Genomic DNA, 21075 nt, shown 5'->3' with positions numbered 1-21075 from the left:
CTGCGCGTACTTACTGATCGATTAGTAAACAGCGGGTGAATCGGGCATCATGGCGGGCGCATTGCAGCAGGAGACGCATCATCCTGCTTATCCGGGGGACCAGAAGATGCGGCGCCAGATCCTGAGCAAAGCGGCGGATCTCTTCCTGGCAAGGGGCTACAAGGGGGTGTCCATGAAACTGCTTGCCGAAGCGGTCGAGGTCACGTCCGCGGCCTTGTATTACCACTTTCCCAAAGGGAAGGAAGAGCTCTTCATCACGATGATCCGGACGGTGTTCGTGGACGAGGGCGTGGGCGGGATTGATCAGGCCCTTGCCGGGGCTCAGGGCGCCCGGGAACGGTTGACCAAGCTCACCACCGCACTCCTCGCCCTGCCTCTGGATGATCGTTTGAGTGTGCTGCTGCGCGACGCCAGGGAACATCTCAAAGACCCGGAGCACCAGCAGGTGATCCTGTCCTTGCTCGACCGGATCAAGCGACGCGTCACCGGTCTCTTTGAAGAAGCGCAGGAGGCGGGCGAGGTGCGCCCTGATCTGCCGGTCAACGTTCTGGTCGGCCTCTACATGGGCATGATGCGGGGGGCGAAGGGCTTGCAGACGCCCGATCGGGCAGTCTCTCTGGTCAGCATCTTCTTCGACGGGATCGCCAATCGTCCGAAAAGAAGAGATGTCCCATGAATGCCATCGAGACGCAGGGCCTGAGCAAGCACTTCGGCAAGCGTGCCGCCGTCGATGGCCTGACCATGTCCATTCCTGCAGGGTCCATCGCGGGCTTCATCGGCCCCAACGGGGCTGGGAAGACCACCACCCTCCGTCTTCTCCTGGGACTCGTGCGGGCCGATGCGGGCAGCGCGGCTATCCTGGGCTCGCCCCTGACTGAGCCTGACGGTTACCTTGCACGCGTAGGGGCGTTAGTCGAGGCCCCGGCCTTCTACCCGAGCCTGTCGGGGCGCACCAACCTGGGGGTGCTCGCCCGCCTCGGCGGCTATTCCCGTTCCCGCGTCGGCGAAATGCTGGAGATGGTGGGACTCTCCGATCGGGCGCGCGATCGGGTCGGAACGTATTCGTTGGGAATGAAGCAGCGGCTCGGTGTGGCGATGGCCCTGCTGCCCGATCCGGATCTGCTCTTTCTCGACGAGCCCGCCAATGGCCTTGATCCCCTGGGCGTCATCTGGATACGTGACCTGCTGCGCCACCTGCGCGACCAAGGGAAGACCATCCTGCTCAGCAGCCACCTGCTCGGAGAACTGGAACAGGTCGCGGACTGGTTGGTCATCCTCCACGAGGGGAAAGCGCTGTTCTGCGGCCCGGCCCGGGACCTGCTGGCCCAGCGCGTCGAGCTCGCGGTCGAAGCCGAAGACCCTGTCCGACGTGAACTGGTGGTCCAGATCGCAGAGGGCACCGGTTATACCGTCACCGGGGACGAGCGCACCTTGCGCATCGCCTGCCCCGCAAGCTTCGCCGAGACCCTGAACCGGAAGGCCAGCGAAGCCGGCGTGACTGATCTGGCCATCCGGGTCAAAGAGGGCAGTCTCGAAGAACTGTTCCTCGCTCTCGTGAAAGGAGACCGTCCATGACCTCCGTCATCCGAGCGTTTCTCAGCGAAGTCCTGAAATTCCGGCGCTGGAGTGTCCTCGCCGGTGCCGGGGCGATGGTGGCAGTGAGCACTTTCATCGCCTACCTGACCTTCCACCAGATCGCTTCCGGAGCCACGGGCAAAGAGATGGCCGGCCTCATTGCGGCATTCCACACACCCCAAGGACTGGTCGCCATCATAGGCCAGGCACGATCCCTGATCATCGCCATTGCGCTCGTTCTGGTCAGCGCAAACCTCGCGGCGGAATGGACCCAGGGGACCCTGCGCAACCTGCTGGTGCGTGAGCCGCATCGCCTGCGGTGGCTGGCGGGAAAGATGCTCGCCGTCGTGCTCTTCGTTCTGCTCTCGATGCTGCTCACCCTGATGGTCAGCGGCGCCTTCGTGYTCATCCTCGCCCAGGGACAGGGCATCCAGACCGCGGCCTGGACCTCAGCCGAAGGGCTGCGCATCTTCCTGGAGTTCCTCGGCAACGAAGTGCTCTGCCTCATCGGCGTCAGCGCCCTGGGAATGCTCATCGCAGTGCTGACCCGTTCGGTCGTTGCCGCTGTGGGGATCGCCCTGGCCTACATCCTGGTGCTCGAGGGGATCATCGCCGTGGTGGCGCCGCAGGTGTCCCAATGGTTTCCCGGCCGGGTGTTCAACACCATCGTCGGAGCCACGGTGCCGTTGGTTGGCCCTGCCCCTGCCCAGGGATATCCGGCGGCCTTGCTCGCGAGTGTCCTGTGGATTGCCGGCTTTGCCGCGGCCAGCGCCCTCGTTCTCCCGCGGCAAGACATCAACGCGTGAGAGGACATCAACGCGTGACAGGGAGGTGGAACCGTCATGCCAATGGATTCCCTCTCGCCCTGTGAGGACCCGGAAGCCCAAGCCCTCGGTGACTCCGGTGTGACCGGCAACGAGCGCCTCACTGCGCTGACCGGTGCCGTATTGCTGGTGTTGTTCGCGGTGGAGATCGTCACTGTGGTCCTGCTGCGTGGCCTGATGCCTGTCCACTTTCTCGTCGGCGTGCTGCTCATCGGACCCGTGGCAGTCAAAACCGCCAGCACGGGCTGGCGGTTCCTGCGCTACTACGCCCGCGATCCGGCGTACCGGCGCAAGGGACCGCCCCGCCCCGCGATGCGGGTTCTGTCACCGCTCCTGCTGGCCTCCACCTTGGCCGTGATCGCAAGCGGCGTCGCGCTCGCGGCCACCGGGCCGGCTCCTGCGGTCCTGCTGCGGATCCATGTGATCAGCTTCCTGGCCTGGCTGGCGCTCATCCTCGTCCACGTCGCCGCCTATGCGGCACGGGTACCCAGGGCCATCGCGGAGGACTGGAGGCACGGGGCGGTCCAACATGAACAGAGGACGGGAAGACGGGCGAGGTTGGCGGTCAACGTTGCGGCGCTGGCCGCGTCCGCGATCCCTGCGATGGCCATGCTGCCGAGCGCTGCTCTCTGGGCCGGCTGGGTGGAACAGGGAGTGTCCGGGTTTGGGATCCTCGCCGTCGTCGCGATTGCGATCACCGGGGCGGTGTCCGCCACCCGTCGTCGCCATCTTAGGTACGGAACGGATCGGTCAGGATCGGAGAAGCGATCCGGGAAGCCGCGGAATAAAGTCAAAAGTACGAAGCTGCCCAACTCACTGAAGGACCTGCCATGACCTCCATCGAATCAGTCACCCTCGAAGTTCCTGACCCCGCGGCCGCCACCGCCTTCTACGACGCCGCCTTCGGATTGGGTCCGCGGGTGCGCGTCCGGGCCTCGGACGCCCCTACTACCGGGTTCCGTGGGTTCACCCTGTCGCTCGTAGTAGCGCAGCCGTCCACCGTCAGCAGCCTGATCGACTCCGCTGTGGAAGCCGGCGCGACCACGCTGAAGCCGGCCGAGAAGTCGTTGTGGGGCTACGGCGGCGTCGTGCAGGCTCCGGATGGCGCGATCTGGAAGGTCGCGACGTCGGCGAAGAAGGACACCGATCCGGCTACCCGGGAAGTCGACAAGATCGTGCTCCTGATGGCGGCCGCGGATGTTGCCGCGAGCAAACGCTTCTACGTTGACCGCGGCCTCGCCGTAGGGAAGAGCTTCGGTAAATACGTCGAGTTCGCCATGCCGTCGAGTCCCGTCAAGCTGGGGCTCTACGGGCGCCGCGCCCTCGCCAAGGACGCCGGCGTCTCTCCCGACGGCAACGGATCGCACCGACTCGCGATCAGCAGCGACGTCGGCCCGTTCACAGATCCGGACGGCTTCGCATGGGAGGCCTCATCAGTGTGATCCGTGCAAGACGTCAGCGCAGGCCCGCTAGGTCCCGGCGCTCGCGCGGGCGTTGAGATTGACCTGGAGGAACTGGATAAAGTCCAATCCGGTCGACGTGCCGCCGCCCCACTGCTTGCCGTCGACGAATGCCGTCGGGATGCCGTTGATCCCGCTGTCCACGGCGAGCCTGTTGGAGTACCGCGCCCACGCGAGGAACGTGCCACTGTCGATGCACTTGGCCGCATCGGCGCCCGCCGCCGCCACGAGGGACTTCAGCTCCTGGTCGCTCAGGCCCGAGGACCCTTGGGCCGGCTGGTGGGCATACAACTGGGAAAGGAAGTCCGCATACCTATCCGGGTGGGCATCGGCGACGCACGCTGCCGCGGCGGCCGCACGTGACGAGTACCTATTGGTGGACTGGCGGTCGAGGTAGGTGACGGGACGGTATTCCACGGTGATCTTTCCCTCGTTGCGCAAGCGGTCGAGACTGGGCCCGTAGGAGCTGTGAAAGTCGGCGCAGTACGGGCACATGAAGTCCAAGTACACGACCACCTTGGCCGGCTGCCCTTTCGGTGCGGCCTCGACGCCTGGCGCATGCGCGGGCTGTTCGTTCGGCGTCGCGAGAGGATCCGGCGACGGGAGCGTGGTGGTATCGACGGTGGACGCCGCGACAGGCACCACTTTGCCTCCCGCGGCCAGGGTGATCCCGCCGTTGGCGTTCATGTTCGCCGGGCTCGGCCCCCGATCGGGGAGTTGGAGTAGGGGAGTGGCCGAGGGGCGGCTTCCGATCGGCCCGCTTCCGATCCACTGCCCGGCGGTCATGGTGAACCCGGTGGACACGAGCGTCAGTGCGAGCACGGCCGCGAGCACGCCGCCCGCAAGGCCTATGTATCCGACAACCAAACCGGCGACGGCGAGGCCTCGGCCGCCGTCGCCGCTCCGCCTGATCCGCGCGAGGGCGATGTGCCCGAAGACAATGCCTAGCAGGCTAATCACGAAAGAGCAGACGAGGGAGGCAATGGCCAGCGGTTCGGTGCGTCGAGTCGGTGGGGGATAGGCCTGCCGCAGATCGGGCCACGGACTTGGCTGTGTCTCGTAGTGCGCGGTTGGCTGGGGCGGCCACGGGCGCTGGTCGGGCTGGTAGTCGGGCCGCTGGTAGTCACTCATCCGAAGCGCTCCTTCTGGTGTGCAGGAGCACCTGCGCCCCCCAATGGTCAGAGCATAGCCCCCGTACGGTGCCTAGGACAGGGTGCCGCAGCCAGTCGAGTGAGGGCAGTCTAGGAGTCCACGTACTGTTTTCTAGTGCTCCGCTGCCGGACGAGCGAGTAGGTGATCGATGCGACTGCACCAGCAAACGGCAACGCAAGAACGGTCACCGCTAGTACTACTTTGACTGGCGGAGAAATCCGCTTCGATGCCACCAGAAGAGCGAGTGCGACGATGACGAAGGCCAAATAGACGAGTCCGAGAACAGGAGTAGCCCAGGAGCTGGCGCCCGGGTTAACCGGATCAGATGAAGTCAGCATCACGGACAGATTGGTACCGCTCGGGTTGAGTCGAATCATGATTCCCCTTGTTTGTTCCTGAAGGCTACCGTTCAAAGACGCAACTAGGTGGACGATTCTCCCGAAATGGGTGCTGCGGAGGCGAAATTGGGTAGCGCTCGCGGCCTCGGTGAGTGCGCTCCGTTCCCGCGGGCTAGGTGCCGAAGTGGTGCCGCAGACCGCTGGCCGGGCAGAACCGCCGTCGGGCGTTAACGCGAGTTCCATCGGAACCAGCGGATTCCGATGGAGGTGAACACGACGATGTATCCGACGCAAGCCAGAAGCGATCCGGTGTCCTGACCGCTCCAGACAGACTGGTTCAGAAGGTCGGAGAAGAGTGTCAGGAGGGCCCCGACGGGGGACCAGTCGGCGATGGTTTTCATCGTGTCGCCCAGGATGCCGCTGCTTCCGAGGAGGCCGAGGAGCAGCAGGAAGATCATGAGCAGCCGGCCGATCGCACTAATGGCGTTGGCGGACTGAACCAAGCCGACCAGGGCTTGCCCGATGGCCAGGAACATGGCTGCTCCGATGACCGCGATGGCGATCACCAAGAGATACTGGCCAACGTTGAGCGTCAGCCCATGAACGATAGCGCCGACGATGACCACAATGATGGAAGCGAGAAGGTTCGTGGCCACCTGCACGACGAGGCGGCTGGTCATGATCATCCAGTTGGGAGCTGGCGTGACCCGGAGCCTTTGCAGCACACCGATCTCACGGTCGTGGGCGAGGGCCAAGGTGTATCCGAGGAGGCACGAGGTGAGAAGGCCCAGTGTCAAGGCCAAACTGACGAGGAGGCTTGATCCGCCGAGCCGTGATTGTCCCTTGCCGAAGCTTGTGACCACGAGGATGACGATCGGCAGGAGGGCGCTCAAGACGAGCGAGGTCTTGCTGTTGAGCATGACGATGGAGTCCGCGCGAAGCAGCGAGTTCATGGCAGGGCCGCGCGGGGGGCGGGCAGTGTCGACGCCGGTGTTAGTCACGGATCTCACTTCCTGTCAGTCCGATGAAGACGTCTTCCAGGGTGGGCGCGCCGTGGGCGACTGAAAGCACACGTGGATCGTCGCGATGTTTGTCGATCAGCTCCGATGGTCTTCCGATCGTGAGGAGCACCCCGTGGTCGATGATCGCCACCCGATCACACACGGCCTGCGCTTCCTCCATTGAGTGGGTAGTGAGGAGGATGCTGTTGCCCGCACCGCGAAGCTCCTCGATGCGACGCCACAGTCCGCGGCGCGACTGCGGGTCCAGCCCCGCCGTCGGCTCGTCCAGGAGCAAAAGAAGGGGGTTGTGAATGGTGGCGATGAACAACGCGAGCCGTTGCTGCTGGCCGCCCGACAACTGTTTGAATCTCTTGCCCAGTTCTTGCTCAAGCCCGATAGTCCGCATGCTCTCGCGGATCTGCTCCCGCGAGAGCTTCACCCCATAGAGGCCGCCATAGAGTCTTGCGATCTGCTGAATAGTGAGCTCGGCCTGGAAGCTGGAAGACTGCAATTGGACTCCGAGACGCGCTTTCGCTTCCAAAGGCTCTTGTCGAACATCGAGTCCGTCCACCAGCAGCTGGCCGGACTTCGGGCTAACCAGCCCCTCGATGGCACTGAGTGTGCTCGTTTTCCCTGCACCGTTGGGGCCAAGCAGGCCGAAGATCTCACCGCGGTGAATCTGAAAACTCACGCCGTCGACGACGGTCCGCTCGCCATAGGCGACGCGCAAGCCGCTGATGTCCAAAACCGGCGGTTGTGCCGGCATATTCACTTCACTCATCGAGACCGCATCCCCCTCAGGGTGGCCGAGCCCGCCACATGGCAGGGCACCGTTGCGACGAGTCTATATGCGGGAGCTTGATCTTTCGTGAGAGTCCGCAGGTGTGCACGGCAGCGGCCGTTTGCCACTTAAACCTAGCCGGATGAGCACTCAGTTTGCGCACATTTACCACTCATCTTGATAGCGGCAGTAGTTGCCATAATCGTCTTAGTTCGCATTCGCCGCCGACAGTAATTTTGCGGCCGATCATGGTCGAGACTTCGCGCTCAGGATTTGTGGGAGGTGCAAGGGGTCCGTTACTTCAGAGCAGCGGACCCTTTTGCTGGCAAGCATGTCCACCGTGGCAGGATCGAGTCACGTCCATTCGGCACCTGCCGATCGGCGCAACGCATCAAAGTCCCAGCTAGGACCACTTGTTGGTTTCATACGCCGAATTGAAGTCAGGCTCGGACTGCCAGAGCAGTGAAATTAGACACCGGTCGTAGCCGGCCATGACCGCCTCGAAGCTCCGTAAGCGCGGCCAGCCGTAAAGGTCGCCTGCCTCGGAGGGAGCAGCTAGTTCTTCGGGGGAGCACAAGAGCGGCTCGCAGCTGCGCCCCTCTACTTCCAAGGTGGCGACGCCCCACGGATGGTTCGCGGGGGAGACTGTAATGCCGATGGCGTTCATCGTGTCGGTGAGGAGGTTGCGAGTGACCGACTTCCAGGCGGCAACGAAAGATTCGCGGAGCATTTCGAATTTCTCATTGTCTTTGAGGTCGTAAGCGCGGAGCAACTCATCAGCGAGGGTGTCCCATTCCTCGACGGAGCGCACGAGCAGGTGGGCGGCCCGGATCCGGGCGAAGGTTTCATTCAAGGAAGGCATTTGTTTTCTTTCAAGCGCGGGGGTCGGTCAACGGGACGCGGATGGTTCTCAGAGGTTCCATCAGATTCATTCCTCGGTGGTGTCGGAACCGATGGCGGGACGCGGTGCCGGGTTTAGCTCGGGACCTTGTCCAGCTCGCGCGGTGGCTGCGCGGGCCACGTGGCTGCGGGCGTGTTCCACGGCGGGGGCAAGTTCGGTGAAGAGATGCTTGTGGTGGCGAAGGGAGTCCAGGACCCCCACTTGGGTGACGAGTCGAAGGTGGCGGTCCTGGATTCCTTTGATCAGCACGGTGATTCCTCGGCGTTCCAGGGCCTGGATGATGTCTGTGATGGTTCTGGCTCCGGTTGCGTCCAGGATCTGCAGCTGTGACATGCGGATGATCACGACGTCGACGTTCCGGATGGCGCTGACCCGCTCCAGGACGCGCTCGGCCGCGGCGAAGAACAGTGCCCCGTCGAGCCGGAAGACGGCGATGTGCTCATCTCCTTCGTGGACCGGGCCGGGGATTTCTTCCCGGTGAACGCCGCTGGAACGGACCAGGGCGCGCAGGGCGAAGAAAGCGGCGACGGCGATCCCGATTTCCACGGCTTCGATCAGGTCGAAGGACACAGTGATGAGAGCGGTAACGAAGAACACGACCGTGTCGGCCCGGGTTGAACCGATTACGCTGCGCAGAGTCCTGAAAGAAACCATGCGTGTCGCGGTGACCATCAGCACCCCGGCCAGGGCGGCAAGCGGGATGCGGGAAACCGGCCCCGTGGCCAGGTACACCACGGCCAGAAGGACCAGTGCATGGGTGATGGCGGCCAAACGGGTCCTGCCGCCCGAGCGGATATTCACTGCGGTGCGGGCGATGGCCCCTGTGGCTGGCATGCCGCCGAAGAACCCGGAAGCAACGGACGCCAAGCCCTGGCCCAGGAGTTCACGATCCGCGTCATAGGGGCCGGTATCGGAGATCGACGCCGCGACGCGTGCCGAGAGCAGCGACTCGATCGCTGCAAGGGCCGCGATCGTTCCCGCAGACCCGGCCAGCGCCGTGATCGTCGGCAGGTCCAGGGCAGGCATCAGCGGGGCAGGCAGGGAATCGGGCAGGGCCCCGATCCTGGCCACAGGTAGATCCAGCAGCTGCGCGGCCACACTGGCGATGATGATCGCGATGAGCGAGCCCGGGAGCCGAGGGTGGATCCGCGGCGCAGCTACCATGATCACCGCCACCAAGCCCACCACGGCAACCGGGGCAAGAATCGAGGCCAGGGACGCGGTTCCGAGGCCCTGCACGGCTGAGACGACAGCATTACTGCTTGGCCCCGGCTTGACGCCGAACGCGGCAGGAACCTGTTGCAGGAAGATGATCACCGCGATTCCGACCGTGAAGCCCTCAATCACCGGCCACGGCAAGAACGTCACGACCCGCCCGAGTTTGAGCAGCCCGGCGACAACCACGATCACCCCGGCAAGGACCGAGACCGCGGCCAGCGCACCGAGCCCGTGGGCGGCGATCACCGGCCCCAGAACCACCACCATGGCTCCGGTGGGTCCGGAAACCTGAATGTTGGAGCCGCCGAATACGGCCGCGATCACGCCGGCGATAACGGCGGTGATCAGCCCGCTTGCCGCACCCGCGCCCGAGCTGACACCGAACGCCAGAGCCAACGGCAGCGCGACGATACCGACGGTGACACCGGCAACCAGATCCCCTTTCCAGGTACGCGGCATAAGCACGTAGTCCTGCCGACCGGGCAAGAATGCCCGGGCCGCGACCAGGATTTTCACCGTGTGCTGGCCGTTGTTGCTGCTGGAAGGGCCGCCTCTGAGGACTCAAGCTGTTCCCTGGTGGTACGCAGTATCTCATTGAGCAGCAGTCTCGCCACGGAAAGGAGCTCCGCGACCTGCGGGTACGCCAGCGTGTAGAACATCTGCAGCGCCCGCCGCTCTCCCTTGACAAGGTGATACCGGCGCAGCACCGCCAGGTGCTGGGACAGATGCGAGGCCTCCAGCCCCGTCGCGGCCAGAAGCTCCGTCACCGACACCTCGGGCGCCGCCGACAGCAGCTCCAGTACCCGGATTCGCACCGGGTGGGCCAGTCCTTTGAACAGATTGGCCTTCACCTCGTACAGCGGTGCCCGGAAATCCGAGAACTCTTCCATGCCTGTCTCCCTGCCCAACACAAATAACACTTGCTTTACTGTTTTATGGATTCATCATCCAGTGTAACAAGCGCAGCAATAGCTCGCAGGAATAGCTTGCTTGGCCGCGGCTCGACCACGTCAAACGACGCGATCCGCGCGTTCCCAGTGTTCGCGCAGCAATGCGCCCAGCCGGTCGGGCTCGATCCGGTGCGGGGGATCGAAGTGGTGGCGGTCCGGGAACACCTCAAGTCGGAAGTCCGGGAATACCGTCGACAGCCGCTCGGCAACCTCGCCATAGTCGTCTGGATTGCTTAGGCCGCCGAGGACGAAGAACACCGGCCGATTGAACGCGACCAGCCGAGCCCGGTCCARATCGTAAATCTTGAAGTCCCGCAAGAACGCCCTGATCCCACCGGGCCGCTTGGCCATCCACGGCGGCGGTCCACCTTCGGGCGGAGGCGGAAGGGTGACGTCGGGCTTCACTCCCAGCCTCATGAACGCGGCCATGAACTGCGCAGGTGGCAGCGACTCCAGCGCCTCATACTCCTTCCAGAGCTCGGCGTGCGCCGGACTCCAGTCCCAACTGCCGGCCCAAGCGGGCTCCAGAAGCGTGAGGCTAAGTAGGCGCTCGGGGTGCTTGGCAGTGAACGCCAAAGTGGCGGCTCCGCCTCCCGAATAGCCAAGCAGATGGAACGTCTCCCACCCTCGCGCGTCCGCCTCGCGGAGCACGCCGTCGATCTCAGTGTCCAGGCTCCAGCCCGGCGGCGGCTCATCGCCGTCGTACAGCTCCAGGTCCTTCGCGACGGCGTCGACGTCGGGCCCCAACGCCTCGATCAGCGCGCCATAAGCGGGTTGGGCTGGAAGAACGCTCCCTGGAAGAAGAACCACCCGAATCGGCTCCATGGCGGAACTCTACGCCGATTGGTGCGCCAAAGGAGGGGGAGGCGGGCTATTTTCCGGGCGACAGGACAGCGACACCGGCATCGACGACCGCGGCAAGGAGGTCGACGTCGTAAGCGATCATCAGATCCGCCTGGAGCCTGATGGCTGTTGCGAGATGGATCGCGTCAGCACTTCGCAAGCGGCCAGGAAGGGTGGCCGCGCACATCAGGTCAGAGCGAGCAACATCGACCGGATTGATGCCGCCGAGTACGGTATTCACCGGTTCCGCGTTCGCCCGGTGGGCGGCGGGCAGTAGATGAAGAATTTTGGCAAATACTAGCGATCCGTCCAAACCCCTGTATGCTAGTAGCTGTTGTTGTGTTTGGCATTTGGTAGTTCAGGCAGTTCCCGCGGTTCATCAACCGCGACCTTCTGAAGTAACGGTGGAGAACACCCCACACCGGAGGCCCGACAGTCGGGACAACCTCCACCTTCAGTAAGGAAACTGAAAAAATGGCTACAGGTATCGTCAAGTGGTTCAACTCCGAAAAGGGCTTCGGCTTCATCTCCCCGGAAGATGGCAGCCAGGACGTTTTCGCTCACTACTCTGCAATTAACTCGGGCGGCTACCGCTCCCTCGAAGAGAACCAGAAGGTTTCCTTCGACGTAGAGCAGGGCCCCAAGGGTCCCCAGGCAGTAAACATCCAGGCTCTCTAAGCTTCGGATTTCAAAAAGCAGGGCCGGTCAATGACCGGCCCTGCTTTTTTGTGCCTATTTCTCGCAGCCGATACCATCGCCGTCGCTGTCGAGGCCGTAGATGTCAGTTCCGATAACTTTGACGGGCCCACGCACATACGCGGGCCCATTGCCTTTCCCGCCCGCGCAGTCGACGTCTGAAGCAATGGGAACGCACGCCCATGCATAGTTGGGGTCGCAGCCCGACGGCGCTGCGGGAGCCGCTTGCTTGGCGGCCGCCTGTGCTGCGGCTTCTTGAGCTGCCCTTGCGGCAGCTGCCTGTGCAGCGGCGTCGGCTGCAGCCCTGTCTGCTGCTGCTTGGTCTGCGGCCGCCTTTTCTGCCGCCGCTTTGTCCGCCGCCGCCTTTTCTGCCGCAGCCTTCGCCGCTGCTGCCGTTGCGGCACGCGCGTCCGTTACTTTCTTGGACTCTGATCGTTCCATCCAGAGCAGGACTCCCGCGTCGGACTTCGTGCAAATGAATTCCTTAGGTGGGTAGTTCTCAGTGGCGTTCTCCGTCACGCAGGACGCGGATTTCGGCGCGGTAGGAGTCGCAGTGGGAGTTGGCGAAGCTGAAGCTGAAGATGAAGCCGACTGCGTGGCGCCCGCGTGCGAGATTGTGGAGCCGGCTCCGCCGCATGCAGTCAGCGAGAGTGCTGCGGCCGCTGACGCGACGATCGCGAAGAGCCGAATGGTTGCCTTCCGAGATTTCAAGAAGTCATGCGGCGCGTGATTTGCTGTCTCGTTATTTTTCGGCGCGCGAGTATTCATTTATTGCCCCCATGAAATTGTTTTGATGCAAATGTCAGCAGATTCTAGCATCCGAAATGCGAGAAAAGAAGAAGTTGTTCACATGAGTGAAGAAGCCCCTTGACTTGGCCTGGGTGAGGCGGGGGCGTATTTGATTATCGAATGTATCTTCGATCGAAGAAATCTTGATTCGAACAAATATCCACATGCGCGAGATTCCACCTAGAGGTGGTCACGAAGTCTCCGTAGCGTTCAAGCAAGAGACCACCACCAGGAGAACCATGAAGAACCTGATATCGCCGAACCCCGTCTCCGTAGTAGTCAGGGGACCACCTAGTTTTCGCGGGAGCACACTCAGATGCCTAACAAAACCGCAGGTCGCTGTACCTAGACGCTTGCTTGGGCACACGGAGATTCGCCATCAGACCACCTAGACGACTGTTTCGGAATCTATGGTTCCCATGGGAAAGGGGCTCGTGGAAGAGCCTTGGGGGTTCCTCGGCTTGCATGGGAATCCACCCGGCAAAACGGCCATCCTTGGGCGGGAAGCCGCCGGATGACCTGGACATGCACCTCCTAGGAGCCGGAGAGTGCTGGATTAGCGCATCAGAGAAAGTTGGATCGCGAGTGTTCGAACAGGAAGTTCGGCGAACGCTGGACTATGTTGCTCGCGGCATGATGGTTCGAATTGTCGGTGCGCCTGGAAGCGGCCGTACGAGCGTCGTGCAAAAGGCTATAGCCGATCTCGAGAAAACCGGGGCTACGGTTTACTCTATTTCGGCCCTTCGCTCACATCGCGAAATACCGTTTGGTGGAATATACGGTCTGGGACTTGATATTCGAATAGGTCAATTGGGCGTGTTGGGTGTGGTTGACACACTGGCAGGACGACTCGCCAGGCCGGGCGAGCGTGTGCTTGTAGTCGATGACCTGGAATTCGTCGACACCGAGACCTTGGCGGTCCTGGATGCCGTCCGGCGCAGGACGAAGCGACCCATTATCGTGACAATGACTGACTCTTCCCTTTACGCAAAGGGGCGCCCGGCCGTTCTCAGTCCTGGCCCTGAAGCCAGGGTCCACTTGAATCCGCTTCGCTATGAGCACGTGAGCGAGCTCATCACCGACGTTTTGGGGGCACCCGCGGACGCTGACACTACTGCCCGCATCCTCACGAAATCGGCGGGGAACCCCAGGCTCGTGGCCAGGATCGCGGAAACAGCCTCGCTCAGTAATCTGCTTGCCCTGAGCGATGGTCAATGGCACATGACAGGCGACACCCTGTGGAATGAGCACCTCCACGGCACCGTGGAGTCCCTCCTTGAAGGACTCGAGTCCGACGAGCTCACGGGCCTTCAGACCATGGCCATCGCAGGCACGGCGCCCATCGATGTGCTGCAACAAGTAGTCCCCGCTGACGTTTTGGACAGGCTCGAACAGCACGGTTTGATCTCGGTCATGGATGATCCCGACACCAACATCAGCGCTGCGATCACCCCACCGGTGCTAGCCGACTATTTCCGTGCTCAAAGAGTGCTGACGAGCCGACGGGTCCTGAAGAATCGAATCACCCGGACCTTGAGCGCCTTGCCACAGGAACCCCATGTGGACGTCACGCCAGCCGATTCCCTGATGAGGGTGCTGACCGCGTTGCGCCTTGAACGGAGTACAGACGACGCGGCCGCGGCACGCCATTTTCATGAGCAAGTCTCGGTTCTCGAACGCCACCGCTATGACTTGTGGGATGACGAAAAATCGGTATCGAACGCCGTGGCACTGCTAAGCGTGTACTGGGGTTCGCCGATTGACGCATCGAGAATTGAGCGTGTGCTTTCCCAGACTTTGAGCTCGGAAGGAGACACGTGCGACCTCCTCTTCTTGGCAGTTACCAAAGCGCTTTGGGCGATCCACTCAGGCAAGGGACTGGATAATGCGGCGCACACCCTCAGCAGCTTTCGGAAGGAACGCCCCGAATGGTCGGCCGAGGCGGAAGCCGTAGAAGTCTTCCTTGTGGCGTCATACGACCGAATGCCGCACAATCTCGACGACACCTTGGCACGTCTACACGATCGCCATCCCGGGAGCGGAGTCGTAGCCTGCGTCCGGGGGATGCTGGAACTCTACCGCCTCAACCCTTCCGCGGCGCTCAACGCCATCGACTCCTCAGGCGGATTCAGGGGCTTTCCACGCATCGAACCGTTCATCCGGGGACTGGCATTGTTCAGCTCCGGAAGGATCGAGGAGGCAATTGTCTTTGCACTCGACCAACGCGCAGAAGCTCGCCGCAACCTGGATCAATTCGGGATGGTGTCAAACACCTACGTCGCTGCCCAGGCACTTGTCTACAGCGGCCATTTCGACGAGGCCGAATACCTGATGGGCAGCGCCTTTGCCATGGGACGGCCGGGTTTCCTGGTGGATTCCCTCCACGACGCCATGTTGCGGCTCGCCGGACTGAGGGCAGCGACGTCGGCGATATTGCCCACCGCGACGCTTGCAACACAGGCGCGGCGCGAGGCTGAAGACATCGGCCCACTCCCGGGAACCGCAAAGGGAGTCTACGAACTCGTCGCCGGGCGCCCACTCATCCCCGCTGTGTTCGACAGGAAAGCCGCCCGCCTCATTCGGCGGCAGTTGGAACGCGGCTATGTTCTGGAAGCGACGTACTCCGCACTCTTCTTCACCTGCCTTCTCCCTGGTCGCAAGGTCCTCGAATTCCTCCGGCATACCTTGAAGGAACGTGCCTTCACCGCACACGATCAGCTTGTAGCAATTGCAGCTGCGGTGGTGGAGGAAGACCACCAATTGCTTGAGGTGCTTCTCAAGCATTACGAGCCAGACTCTGATCTTTACCAGGTACGGATGCTGCTCCGAGGTGCGTTCAAGCGGTATGCCTTTGTGGACGACACCGTGGGAGCCGCCGAGATGGACCGGGCGTACTCCATTTTCGCGACTCGATTCCCGTCGGTAGATGAGCCCATGGCATTCAATTCCGGAAGCTACTCGCCACTGACCGTCCGGGAAATTGAGATAGCAGCCCTGGCCGGTCATCGTTCCAACCCTGAGATCGCCGAGCATCTGGGAATCAGCATCAGGACTGTGGAAAACCACATTTCCAACGCGCTCCGAAAGACCGGAAGCCCGACCCGCGCTGCCCTCTTTGACCTTGTCCGGGATTCGTCTCCCTTCCGATAGAAGCGGCTTTCAGCTGGAGGGATCGCTCTCTGGGTCTGTGAGATTTTTTGTAAACACCTAGTAGGCCCGTTTCCACCACTCAAAATGGCTTTTCCACCACTCAGTGGGCTTCGGCCAACCATAGTCTCCTTTTGGTTGCACGGCGTATATGGGGGAAGCGCTTTAGTTCCTTTGCCGATGCACTGCCCTCGACCCAGCCGGCAACGCGTCGGCTTATCGTGAAAGGAACCATTTTGAAGACAAAACTTAGCTCGGGCCGCAAGCGCACTTTCCTGGCAGGAGGCGCACTCCTGGGAGTGACCGCGCTCCTGACCGCGGCTTCGTTCACCGACTTTGCCAACCTCAACCTCGGCAACGGCACGGATGACTCAGGATTCGGCGGCAACAACCGCTTCAACATCCAGGTTGTTGGCACCAACGCTAGTGGCGTCCCGGTGGCAGGAACGTGGCAGGAAGCAAACACGGCTGCTGGTGTGAACATCAAGATCCCCGGTGCGGACCTCATCACCCCGGGCGACACCGTCTCGGTGGACATCCCGTTCCGCAACGAGAGCCCTGAACTCAGCGCCAGCATCTCCTTCTCCCTGAAGGACCGGGCCGGCTACACGTCCAGCCCCGCCCTGGATGCCGCCCTTCGCTACACGGTCACCCTGGATGGTACCGCGCTTGTTACCAACGTTCCGAAGTCCTCGGTGGATGCCCTCAACCTGGGTACCTACGCCAAGGGCGCCAAGGGAGTCCTCGGCGTGAGCGTCACCCTTCCTGACCAGGGCAGCCCCGCGGCCAACAACGCGATGCAGGGCCTGATCTCATACGTTCAGGCACACTTCGACGCGACTTCCGTCAAGCCGTAGTCGATTTGAACCGCTGGTGGAGGTTCCCCATGAGCCTCCACCAGCACCCATCGCCTGCCTCAACAAGCCAAAAGCTGGATCCATGAAGGACAGAACAGTATGAGGACTCAACGCCGCGGTCGAATGCGGGTAGCGCTTGCAACCGGGACCTTGGTTGCTGCGGGCGCGCTCATCACGGCCGCCACATTTACGGACTACGCCGATGTCGACGTCAACATCGATGGCTCACGAAACACCTTCGACATCGTGGCCACGGGGAAAGCTGACAGCTCCTGGCTGCCTAGAGACTCCGATTGGGTTCAAGCGAATCCCAAGGCGTTTCGAGTTGCTTTGACTGGCGATGGCAGCGGTTACACCATGGCGCCCGGTAGCGCCCTTGACCTGCGCATCGCCGCGAAAAATAACAGCCCTCGTCTCGCTGGTCATCTGAGCCTCAAGATCCTGGATCCACAACCACGCGGTGATGCCAAGAATCCCGTGACCGGCACGTACCTTGAACTTTTTGACCAGCTTGTCTTCACTGTGGCAGACGGTGGCAAAGTCCTGCTCGATCGAGTCCCCGCAGATCGGCTAAGCAGCATCAGTTGGCCGGATCCCCTGCGCTCAGGAGAACACAAGCTGCTGGATGTTCGGATCGAGATGCCGTCTTCGGTGGACAACCGGTGGCAGCAGGCCTCAACCGACATCCAATTCAATTTCGAGGCGGTGAACCTGTGAGAACGAGTCCGTTCAAGGCAAGCGGGCGGAAGCGATTCGCGCTCGCTCTCGGCGCCTCCGCTTTGGTCCTCGGGGTCGGCGTGACGGCGGCCGCGTACACCGACTTTGCCGTCGTCAACCTTGGCACCGGCGCCGCCAATTCCGGTATCGGAAATCCGAACAAATTTGATATCGCGGTGAAAGACGCTGGCGGGATCCTTCGCGACGCCGACACAAAAGCAACGGCCGTGGTGCTTCCACTGTCCTCCGGGACCGAGTTCTCGGAGACCAAAGCAGTGCAGTTCGACATGACGGTCGCGAACCGGCAGCCCGGCATCATCGGAGATCTCTCTGTCTCCGTCTACGACCCGGACCCCCAGAACAGCGACCTCTTCGAAAGCCTCGTGTTCTCGGTCTACCTTGACGGTTCAGCGACACCGGCCATCAACAATGCGACGGCGGCCCAAGTGAACCAGGCCGGCCTGATCTTCAAGGACGTGGCCCCGGGCCAAGAACATCGCGTCAAGCTCTCGGTGGTTCTCGCCAAGAATAGCGGAGCGCAGGTAACCGGCAAGTCCACACAGCTTGGCGTACTCACTAATGGAGAAAGCAAATGATCGCCCTGCGTCGCGGCCGAACGTTGATCGCCCTGATGGGAGCCGGGCTGCTCCTCCTTTTGCAGTCCGTAGGAGCATCGGCAGTCACGTCGGACCTCATCAACGCCACTCCTACGTCCGTTGCGATAGACGCTCCAGCGCCAGGCGAGACCCAGACCTGGAAGATGTCAGTCAGCAACTCGGTTGATTCCGCGTTGCCCCTTGGCCTCGAGATTACGGGCGCATCAAACGTCCTGTTTTCCGGGGCGACACCCATGGAACTCAGCATAAAAGCGGCCGACGGCGTGACCGTCGTCGAGCGTGTTCCGGTAGGAAAGGTGCTTGGCCAGTCGCTGCAGCTGCCTGAACTTCAAGTCGGCAAGACCTATGACCTCGTCGGCTCAGTCACGCTCCCCAGGGAAGCAGGTAATTCTTATCAAGGCGCCAGCGGCAACCTCAAGTTCCGTTTCGTGACCAGCCTCGATAAGCCTGCCGTCACGCCCGTCTCGCCGATCTCCGGGCCAAACCTGGCCAATACCGGCATGAACAACCTGCTTCCCGTAGGAATTGCGGCCGTCGCGCTGCTTGTCCTTGGCCTAGGCTTCGTCCTCGTTCGTCGAAAGGACTCCTCACATGAGTAACCTTCCATTCCTTCGCCGCAGGGAGTACCTGGCCGCGACCGGGCTCCTTGGCCTCAGCGCACTTTTCGGATCGGCCGCAACCACGGTTCCCACCAGTGCAGCGTACAAAGACCGCACCCACGCCCGCTCGGACGCCATACCGGCCGTCGCAGCGCCGCCGTTCATGGTGGGCATAGCGAACGCCAGAATGGTCGACACCGGCCTGGGCCTTGGAAATGACGGAAACGTCTACGTTTGGGGACTCACGTACTACGAGATCAACGGAGACGTCCCCACGTCCGGGTGGCAGAAACCGCCACAGAAGGTTGCAGGCATTCCCGAGGGCATAGCGCGGCAGATGACCGGTCAGATCTACAACGCCAACGCGCTCGATAAAGACGGAACCGTATGGGGATGGGGATCATACAACTTCCGCGACGGCACGGACGCTGCCAAACCCAACGGCAATGCGAAGCAAGTCCGGATCAATAGCGCATGGAACGGCCCCGGCCCGATTCTGGACAAGATCATCAAGATCTCGTCGACTGAGTATGCCGGTGCCGGAATACGCAGCGATGGCACCATCTGGCACTGGGGATATCCAACCGGCTACGGCGGAAACGCCAGCGTGGGAGCAAGTCAGCTCGCGGGCCTTCCCGATCCCTCTGTTGCTGGCAACCGCCCGGTCTACCTTAAAGGCGCGTACACCAACTTCTTTGTGATCTTGGAGAACGGGGACGTGTATTACTGGGGCGGCATCGGCGGAAACAGCCTCCCGTCAGGACTCCAGAACACAGACGCCAACCCCCGCTTGCTTGCCCCGCTTTCCCCGTGGTTCCAGCGCAACGTCGCCCCCGGCGCGCCGTACGTCGTAGCCGTCGACGGCGGAATCGGCATGGGTGCGGCGCTTCTGTCCAACGGTCAGGTAGTCAGTTGGGGCTCGGACTCGACCCGAACCGGCAGGGGACCGACACTTACACCACGTACTCCCGGCGTCGTGCCCACGTTGTCCAACATCTCCTCCATGCAGTTCGGCTTTACGGGGGTTGCCATGATGAACAAGGCGGGAGAGCTTTGGGGCTACGGGGCCAGTGACGACTACGGCAAGTTCCCCCAGATGCCGACCCGGATCGACAGCAATGTGGTCCAGTACGGATCCGGTCAAGGCTTCTACCTCTGGCAGAAATCCGATGGGACGTTCTGGGGCCGTGGATACAACCCTCAAGGATCGATCGGACTGCCCATTGGACATTTTTCTACAAACCGGTTGGTCTCGTGGAATCTCGGAATCGTGGCGAAATGAGGAAGCTGACAATGAATCGAATCCTGCAGGGATGGACCATTCCGCGTGCCGGCCGCTTCAAGCTGGTGCTTGCGGCGGGCGTCCTCGCGGCAGCCACGGTCGCCGGGACCAGTGCCGCCGCAACAGATTTCGCCCGGCTGAATTTCGTTGGCGAGAGCCTGGTTGAATCCCCTCGGTTTGATATCGGAGTGGTGCGGGACAACGGCACCGTGGAGCAGGCAGACAAAGACGGTGGCTTCGATTGGGCAGTTTCCGGTGCAACGGACCTTGTGCCCGGCAAGTCAGTGGCAACTACCATTCCCGTGTTCAATAACACGTCGAACCTCAAGGCGGACACGAGCTTCCAGATCGCGCTCCGGAACGGAGACGGGAGGGTTTCTGCCGGGGTACCCAATATCCTGCCGTTCCTTAGGTTTAGCGCGACGGATGAGGCCAACAAAGTCATCTTCACCGACGTCACATGGGATCAGGCTAAGGGAGCCCTAGGAGTTCTCGAGCCGCGATGGGGTGCTGTCCTTAAGCAGGGAGATCAATTCAGTCCGGCTGCCGATGGTTCCCTGAAGAAGTTGAATCTCACCATCAAGTATGTGGACGGCCCCGGAGTCGAGAACTACAACGGCGGTCAGACAGCAATTGCTGTTCGATTCGACGCTGTTTCTGCTGCGCCGTGACTCTCCCAGACGGTGTTTGGGAAGCCGAAGAAGTGACCGTGGACGAGGCGGCCCAAGCGAAAACCCGGATGCACCCCGCGATGCGGATCTATGGGGCGTTCCGCTCCACCGTGCTGACCCTGGGGGCCATTCTCGGGGTCGCGTCCATCCTCACGTTCGGAGTCTCACTCCTTTTTGGTGTCCGACCTCTGGTAGTCGTCTCCGGCTCCATGGAACCAACTATTCCCGTCGGATCGGTGGTTTTCTCAGCCCAAACAGCCGCAGGGGAAATCCAGGAGGGCACCGTCGTCACGGTGGACCGACCGCGGAACCTTGGACTGGTCACACACCGCCTGGTTAAGTCAGTTGAGACCGCACCGGGCACTTACGAATACACCCTCAAGGGAGACGCCAACTCCAAAGAGGATCCGGAGCCCTACAAGGTCAAGACTGCGGGCAAGTACGTGTGGCACGTCGTTGCTCTTGGATACCTAGCCGAGTTCCTTCAATCCAGGAACGGAACTGTTATAGCCATCGGGGCCGGCCTGGCCCTCATTGCGCTGTTCATCCTGGACCCTGCCCGATTGACGAATAGACCGGCTGGGCGTCGACGGGCGACTGCTATGACAGACGAGGGCGAGGACCAGATATCGGACGAGACCAGAAGCTAATCCCACA

The 21075-nt window shown here is 62.0% G+C and carries 24 protein-coding genes; 15 read left to right on the top strand and 9 right to left on the bottom strand.

Annotated elements, in window-relative coordinates; genetic code table 11:
- Positions 1-49 precede the first annotated feature (49 nt).
- The 5 genes from AC1DLO_RS18180 to AC1DLO_RS18160 are packed head-to-tail and all read left to right on the top strand — an operon-like array spanning position 50 to position 3841.
- On the top strand, positions 50-676 hold the full coding sequence (locus tag AC1DLO_RS18180) for a TetR/AcrR family transcriptional regulator (RefSeq protein WP_476891144.1): 627 nt from the start codon (positions 50-52) through the stop codon (positions 674-676).
- Positions 673-1575: an ATP-binding cassette domain-containing protein gene (locus AC1DLO_RS18175; protein ID WP_476891143.1), complete on the top strand. Its 903-nt coding sequence runs from the start codon at positions 673-675 to the stop codon at positions 1573-1575. Before AC1DLO_RS18180 ends, AC1DLO_RS18175 begins: the two co-directional genes overlap by 4 nt.
- Positions 1572-2381 (top strand): ABC transporter permease, encoded by an 810-nt coding sequence (locus AC1DLO_RS18170; protein ID WP_476914553.1) that lies wholly within the window; start codon positions 1572-1574, stop codon positions 2379-2381. Before AC1DLO_RS18175 ends, AC1DLO_RS18170 begins: the two co-directional genes overlap by 4 nt.
- Before the next feature lie 36 nt (positions 2382-2417).
- The gene (locus AC1DLO_RS18165) at positions 2418-3233 is read left to right on the top strand and encodes a hypothetical protein (protein WP_476891141.1); all 816 of its coding nucleotides are present in this window, start codon (positions 2418-2420) and stop codon (positions 3231-3233) included.
- Positions 3230-3841: a VOC family protein gene (locus tag AC1DLO_RS18160; protein WP_476891140.1), complete on the top strand. Its 612-nt coding sequence runs from the start codon at positions 3230-3232 to the stop codon at positions 3839-3841. Before AC1DLO_RS18165 ends, AC1DLO_RS18160 begins: the two co-directional genes overlap by 4 nt.
- A gap of 27 nt (positions 3842-3868) precedes the next feature.
- Here AC1DLO_RS18160 and AC1DLO_RS18155 read toward each other — a convergent pair whose 3' ends face one another.
- The 8 genes from AC1DLO_RS18155 to AC1DLO_RS18120 all read right to left on the bottom strand — a co-directional run bounded on the left by AC1DLO_RS18155 (position 3869) and on the right by AC1DLO_RS18120 (position 11025).
- A complete protein-coding gene (locus AC1DLO_RS18155) occupies positions 3869-4990 on the bottom strand; it encodes a thioredoxin domain-containing protein (protein WP_476891139.1) in 1122 nt (373 codons plus the stop codon).
- A gap of 110 nt (positions 4991-5100) precedes the next feature.
- Entirely contained in the window at positions 5101-5388 is a 288-nt protein-coding gene (locus tag AC1DLO_RS18150) for a hypothetical protein (RefSeq protein ID WP_476891138.1), read from the bottom strand.
- A gap of 188 nt (positions 5389-5576) precedes the next feature.
- The gene (locus tag AC1DLO_RS18145; protein WP_476891137.1) at positions 5577-6350 is read right to left on the bottom strand and encodes an ABC transporter permease; all 774 of its coding nucleotides are present in this window, start codon (positions 6348-6350) and stop codon (positions 5577-5579) included.
- Positions 6343-7131 (bottom strand): ABC transporter ATP-binding protein, encoded by a 789-nt coding sequence (locus AC1DLO_RS18140; protein ID WP_476891136.1) that lies wholly within the window; start codon positions 7129-7131, stop codon positions 6343-6345. The genes AC1DLO_RS18145 and AC1DLO_RS18140 overlap by 8 nt, the downstream gene beginning before the upstream one ends.
- A 403-nt stretch (positions 7132-7534) precedes the next feature.
- Positions 7535-7993 carry a hypothetical protein gene (locus AC1DLO_RS18135; RefSeq protein WP_476891135.1) on the bottom strand — a complete coding sequence of 153 codons (459 nt, stop codon included), beginning with the start codon at positions 7991-7993 and terminating at the stop codon, positions 7535-7537.
- A gap of 66 nt (positions 7994-8059) precedes the next feature.
- Positions 8060-9709, bottom strand: a complete 1650-nt coding sequence (locus AC1DLO_RS18130) for a SulP family inorganic anion transporter (RefSeq protein ID WP_476891134.1) — start codon at positions 9707-9709, stop codon at positions 8060-8062.
- 53 nt (positions 9710-9762) lie between these two features.
- Entirely contained in the window at positions 9763-10140 is a 378-nt protein-coding gene (locus AC1DLO_RS18125) for an ArsR/SmtB family transcription factor (RefSeq protein WP_476891133.1), read from the bottom strand.
- Positions 10141-10260: 120 nt separating this feature from the next.
- Entirely contained in the window at positions 10261-11025 is a 765-nt protein-coding gene (locus AC1DLO_RS18120) for an alpha/beta fold hydrolase (protein ID WP_476891132.1), read from the bottom strand.
- Here AC1DLO_RS18120 and AC1DLO_RS18115 point away from each other — a divergent pair.
- Together AC1DLO_RS18115 and cspE are read left to right on the top strand one after the other, a co-directional pair.
- A complete protein-coding gene (locus AC1DLO_RS18115; RefSeq protein WP_476891131.1) occupies positions 11024-11320 on the top strand; it encodes a hypothetical protein in 297 nt (98 codons plus the stop codon). The genes AC1DLO_RS18120 and AC1DLO_RS18115 overlap by 2 nt on opposite strands.
- 197 nt (positions 11321-11517) lie before the next feature.
- Positions 11518-11721 carry a transcription antiterminator/RNA stability regulator CspE gene (cspE, locus tag AC1DLO_RS18110; RefSeq protein WP_028266315.1) on the top strand — a complete coding sequence of 68 codons (204 nt, stop codon included), beginning with the start codon at positions 11518-11520 and terminating at the stop codon, positions 11719-11721.
- Positions 11722-11775: 54 nt separating this feature from the next.
- On the opposite strand, the gene AC1DLO_RS18105 is transcribed toward cspE, so the two are convergent.
- Entirely contained in the window at positions 11776-12450 is a 675-nt protein-coding gene (locus tag AC1DLO_RS18105) for a hypothetical protein (RefSeq protein ID WP_476891130.1), read from the bottom strand.
- Between the two features lie 903 nt (positions 12451-13353).
- Here AC1DLO_RS18105 and AC1DLO_RS18100 point away from each other — a divergent pair.
- The 8 genes from AC1DLO_RS18100 (at position 13354) to AC1DLO_RS18065 (ending at position 21068) form a co-directional block, all read left to right on the top strand.
- On the top strand, positions 13354-15678 hold the full coding sequence (locus AC1DLO_RS18100) for a helix-turn-helix transcriptional regulator (RefSeq protein WP_476891129.1): 2325 nt from the start codon (positions 13354-13356) through the stop codon (positions 15676-15678).
- A gap of 233 nt (positions 15679-15911) precedes the next feature.
- Positions 15912-16532, top strand: a complete 621-nt coding sequence (locus tag AC1DLO_RS18095) for a hypothetical protein (RefSeq protein WP_476891128.1) — start codon at positions 15912-15914, stop codon at positions 16530-16532.
- 99 nt (positions 16533-16631) lie between these two features.
- The gene (locus tag AC1DLO_RS18090) at positions 16632-17249 is read left to right on the top strand and encodes a hypothetical protein (protein WP_184736668.1); all 618 of its coding nucleotides are present in this window, start codon (positions 16632-16634) and stop codon (positions 17247-17249) included.
- Positions 17246-17845, top strand: coding sequence for a hypothetical protein (locus tag AC1DLO_RS18085; RefSeq protein ID WP_476891127.1), 600 nt, complete (start codon positions 17246-17248; stop codon positions 17843-17845). The genes AC1DLO_RS18090 and AC1DLO_RS18085 overlap by 4 nt, the downstream gene beginning before the upstream one ends.
- Positions 17842-18465 (top strand): LPXTG cell wall anchor domain-containing protein, encoded by a 624-nt coding sequence (locus tag AC1DLO_RS18080; protein ID WP_476891126.1) that lies wholly within the window; start codon positions 17842-17844, stop codon positions 18463-18465. Before AC1DLO_RS18085 ends, AC1DLO_RS18080 begins: the two co-directional genes overlap by 4 nt.
- The gene (locus AC1DLO_RS18075; protein WP_476891125.1) at positions 18458-19747 is read left to right on the top strand and encodes an RCC1 domain-containing protein; all 1290 of its coding nucleotides are present in this window, start codon (positions 18458-18460) and stop codon (positions 19745-19747) included. The genes AC1DLO_RS18080 and AC1DLO_RS18075 overlap by 8 nt, the downstream gene beginning before the upstream one ends.
- An 11-nt stretch (positions 19748-19758) precedes the next feature.
- Positions 19759-20418 carry a hypothetical protein gene (locus tag AC1DLO_RS18070; RefSeq protein ID WP_476891124.1) on the top strand — a complete coding sequence of 220 codons (660 nt, stop codon included), beginning with the start codon at positions 19759-19761 and terminating at the stop codon, positions 20416-20418.
- A complete protein-coding gene (locus tag AC1DLO_RS18065) occupies positions 20415-21068 on the top strand; it encodes a signal peptidase I (RefSeq protein ID WP_476891123.1) in 654 nt (217 codons plus the stop codon). Before AC1DLO_RS18070 ends, AC1DLO_RS18065 begins: the two co-directional genes overlap by 4 nt.
- Positions 21069-21075 lie beyond the last annotated feature (7 nt).

It is taken from the genome of Arthrobacter sp. 01T419 (assembly GCF_056398865.1).
Note: the sequence above shows the minus strand (reverse complement) of the source record. Positions and strands in the feature narration are given on the sequence as shown.

What these genes read in the sequence shown, in the direction of transcription:
- AC1DLO_RS18130 (WP_476891134.1), bottom strand. Translation starts at nt 9,709, where the DNA reads ATGCCGCGTACCTGGAAAGGGGATCTGGTTGCCGGTGTCACCGTCGGT.
- cspE (WP_028266315.1), top strand. Translation starts at nt 11,518, where the DNA reads ATGGCTACAGGTATCGTCAAGTGGTTCAACTCCGAAAAGGGCTTCGGC.
- AC1DLO_RS18125 (WP_476891133.1), bottom strand. Translation starts at nt 10,140, where the DNA reads ATGGAAGAGTTCTCGGATTTCCGGGCACCGCTGTACGAGGTGAAGGCC.
- AC1DLO_RS18080 (WP_476891126.1), top strand. Translation starts at nt 17,842, where the DNA reads ATGATCGCCCTGCGTCGCGGCCGAACGTTGATCGCCCTGATGGGAGCC.
- AC1DLO_RS18090 (WP_184736668.1), top strand. Translation starts at nt 16,632, where the DNA reads ATGAGGACTCAACGCCGCGGTCGAATGCGGGTAGCGCTTGCAACCGGG.
- AC1DLO_RS18115 (WP_476891131.1), top strand. Translation starts at nt 11,024, where the DNA reads ATGGCGGAACTCTACGCCGATTGGTGCGCCAAAGGAGGGGGAGGCGGG.
- AC1DLO_RS18155 (WP_476891139.1), bottom strand. Translation starts at nt 4,990, where the DNA reads ATGAGTGACTACCAGCGGCCCGACTACCAGCCCGACCAGCGCCCGTGG.
- AC1DLO_RS18135 (WP_476891135.1), bottom strand. Translation starts at nt 7,993, where the DNA reads ATGCCTTCCTTGAATGAAACCTTCGCCCGGATCCGGGCCGCCCACCTG.
- AC1DLO_RS18070 (WP_476891124.1), top strand. Translation starts at nt 19,759, where the DNA reads ATGAATCGAATCCTGCAGGGATGGACCATTCCGCGTGCCGGCCGCTTC.
- AC1DLO_RS18150 (WP_476891138.1), bottom strand. Translation starts at nt 5,388, where the DNA reads ATGATTCGACTCAACCCGAGCGGTACCAATCTGTCCGTGATGCTGACT.
- AC1DLO_RS18175 (WP_476891143.1), top strand. Translation starts at nt 673, where the DNA reads ATGAATGCCATCGAGACGCAGGGCCTGAGCAAGCACTTCGGCAAGCGT.
- AC1DLO_RS18140 (WP_476891136.1), bottom strand. Translation starts at nt 7,131, where the DNA reads ATGAGTGAAGTGAATATGCCGGCACAACCGCCGGTTTTGGACATCAGC.
- AC1DLO_RS18075 (WP_476891125.1), top strand. Translation starts at nt 18,458, where the DNA reads ATGAGTAACCTTCCATTCCTTCGCCGCAGGGAGTACCTGGCCGCGACC.
- AC1DLO_RS18160 (WP_476891140.1), top strand. Translation starts at nt 3,230, where the DNA reads ATGACCTCCATCGAATCAGTCACCCTCGAAGTTCCTGACCCCGCGGCC.
- AC1DLO_RS18180 (WP_476891144.1), top strand. Translation starts at nt 50, where the DNA reads ATGGCGGGCGCATTGCAGCAGGAGACGCATCATCCTGCTTATCCGGGG.
- AC1DLO_RS18165 (WP_476891141.1), top strand. Translation starts at nt 2,418, where the DNA reads ATGCCAATGGATTCCCTCTCGCCCTGTGAGGACCCGGAAGCCCAAGCC.